General features: G+C 64.2%; 2 protein-coding genes. Both read right to left on the bottom strand.

Annotation, left to right across the window (positions count from 1 at the left end):
* Positions 1 to 96 precede the first annotated feature (96 nt).
* Positions 97 to 1554 (bottom strand): IS66 family transposase, encoded by a 1458-nt coding sequence (tnpC, locus tag VBE63_RS27210; RefSeq protein ID WP_323686122.1) that lies wholly within the window; start codon positions 1552 to 1554, stop codon positions 97 to 99.
* An 8-nt stretch (positions 1555 to 1562) separates the two neighbouring features.
* The gene (locus VBE63_RS27205; RefSeq protein WP_323686121.1) at positions 1563 to 2231 is read right to left on the bottom strand and encodes a DNA methylase; all 669 of its coding nucleotides are present in this window, start codon (positions 2229 to 2231) and stop codon (positions 1563 to 1565) included.
* Positions 2232 to 2609: the final 378 nt, after the last annotated feature.

Genomic DNA, 2609 nt, shown 5'->3' with positions numbered 1-2609 from the left:
TTCAAGCCCAGCCCGCGGCCAAGTCGGTCTACAACCGCTCGACGTAGACACCCGCGAGACATTGTCAGAGGTGTTGGAATTTTGGTTTTTTGGTAACTACTCACCCCCTCCCGCGTAGAGCTCCCCGGACAGCGCCATCTGAATGGCCACCAGTGGATTGTATCCCCGGTAGGCCATGGTCTGGAGATAGCTGGAGATACGGCAATAGGCCGCGGCGTACTGCCGGGTGCGGAAGCAGCCGGAGACCTTCTGTTTGACCTTGCTCATGCGCAGGTCACGCTCGGCGCGGTTGTTGGTAAAGGCCACCTCGGGGCGCTTGGCGAACAACAGCACGGCGGCCTCGTAACGAGCGAGCCGCTCCCACAGGTTATGCGCATCGGACTTCGCCACGCGTCCCCGTTTCCCCTCCTGGCGCGGCGGGATGGGCGGCAGCTCCTTGGCGCCCCGGGCGAGGATGACGCGATAGCGCTTGGTCAGCTTCAGGTACTCATCGGCCGACAGGCACTTGTGCGTACTGTTGGCGACCTGCTTGCGGGTCTCCAGCAACAGACGCTTCATGCGCGCGGCCCAGCGATAGTTGTTGGCCTCGATCACGAAGGTCAGCTCGCGCGTCAAATGCGAACCGCACAGTCCATGGCCGCAGTGGTCGTAGGACAAATACGACGCCCAACAGTCATGGATGATCACCCCGCCGTAGCGCGGAATGAGGTTGATCGCCTCGATCGCCTCGAGCCCGCGCTTGGGGTGGAGGCACTTCAGCGTGATCTCGCCGCCGGCATAGACATGAATCCACTGCCTGGCGCGATCGACCCGCACGGAGGTCTCATCGACATGGAGGGTCGGCTGTTTGAGCAGTGCGTCGATCGCCTCCTGCTCCCAGCGCTCCAGGGCGCGATGCAGCTGCAGCACGTAGCCCAGCAGCGTCGCTTGCGAGAGCACTTGCCCGATCAGGCTGTTGAGCAGCTGCTGCACGCGCTTGAGCGAGACCATCTGCGCCACCAACAGGTTCAGCACAAAGGCCCGCAGACCCAGTCCGTATTGCAGCGGACCGGGCATGTGGGATGGAAACGCTGCCTTGGTCCGCTCCCCGCAGTGCGGGCAGTCCTTGATCTCGGCCTCGACGTGCTCGATGACCTTCTCGAAGACGATGTCGATGCGCGTGCGCCGTTCATGGCCCTGGCAGGGGGCGTCGCCGAGATCGGTGCCGCAGTGCGCGCAGTGCTCGAGCGGGAGCGTGGTGAGCGTCTCGATCGTGCGGGTGTTGTCGCTGCGGTTATGCGTCGGGTTGCGGCCCTTGGCGGTGGTGCGCGGCTTCGGCGTGGTCGGATCCTCGCCGTCTTGACCCGTCTGTGACGGCGGCACCCCCGAGTTGCGGCTGGTCTTGGGGGTGGTCTTCTCCAGGAACACCGCCATCAGCAGTTCGAAGAGCAGCAGCAGCGCCTCGACCAATGCGCGCAGCTCCGCGCTCACCTCGCCCTTGGCGCAGTGCTGCTCGAACTGCCCCTTCAACGCGGCGAATTCCTCGCGTAGGGAGGCCTTGTTGACGCTGGCCATTGGATCGCTTAGACCCGCTCGGCCTCCACCGCCATCAGCCCGGCGAGGACCGCCAGGCGCTCGGGCGCGGGCATGGCGCGATAGCGCTGTGACCAACGCTCGGCCTTGCGCTTGATGCGCTGGCGATCGGTGAAGTTCTTGCCGGCACAGCGCGCCCAGTGCACGCGCTCGGGGGTGAAGTTGAACCACAGCTTCTCGGTGCGCACGCCGGCCTGGTTCATGACCTGCAGCTCCAGGGACTGCCAGTCGGGCAACGCCGCGTCATAGAGCGCGGACGGATAGCCGGAGAGGATGACCGCACAGGGCAGGCCGTTGAGCAACGTCAGCAGGTCGTGGTGCGCCTGCTCGGTGTAGTCGTAGCGGTAGCGCCGCGAGGAGCTGCGCACCGCGTGCAGATAGGGCGGATCGCTGTAGACCAGCTCGCGACCGCTGAACGGGTAGTCGGCCAAGAATTGATGGGCGCAGCCCTGCACGCGCTCGACAGGGTAGTCACACTGAAACCGCTCCAGCACCCGCGCATTGCGCTCGATGCCAATGTTGCGCAAGGCCGGTGGCTTGCGCTGCATGATCGCCCCGCCACCGAGGTGGGTTTCGATGTAGGTGTCATGCGGCGGCATCAGCGCGATGATCGCCTGACACAGACCCGAGGTCGCCTTGGAGCCAAAGTAACTGCCCATCGCTGTCGGCCCGTCTCACTGTCTTGGACCTGCAGCATAGGCAGTCGCCGCTATGGTGTCAAGCGATCGGTACGGTGGCGTGGAGGGCTAGGAGGGGGGCGAGTAGTTACTTGTTGGTAAAGGCTGGGCTCGACACCGGCATGCATGCTGGACTCCTGCGACAGTCTGTTGCCAGTTGGTCTGCGATTGAGCGAACAGCGAGGGCTCGCCGGTTCAGGATCACCGCCATCGGCGACCCTTGGAACCTCGCTGCTTTATACGCGGGCCATCAACCAAAAAGAGCCAGTTGGCTCAACAGTTGCCGCATAGGGCAGATGGTACTGCTCCTCGTTCGCACAACCTACTCAGCGACAATCTGCCCCAAGCCCAGTGGGTGTC

Source organism: Lamprobacter sp. (assembly GCF_034860625.1).
Taxonomy (GTDB): domain Bacteria; phylum Pseudomonadota; class Gammaproteobacteria; order Chromatiales; family Chromatiaceae; genus Lamprobacter.
This window is presented reverse-complemented; position numbering and strand designations above follow the sequence as displayed.

Excerpts from the sequence above, each read along its gene's own strand:
- tnpC (WP_323686122.1), bottom strand. The coding sequence starts at position 1,554 with ATGGCCAGCGTCAACAAGGCCTCCCTACGCGAGGAATTCGCCGCGTTG.
- VBE63_RS27205 (WP_323686121.1), bottom strand. The coding sequence starts at position 2,231 with ATGGGCAGTTACTTTGGCTCCAAGGCGACCTCGGGTCTGTGTCAGGCG.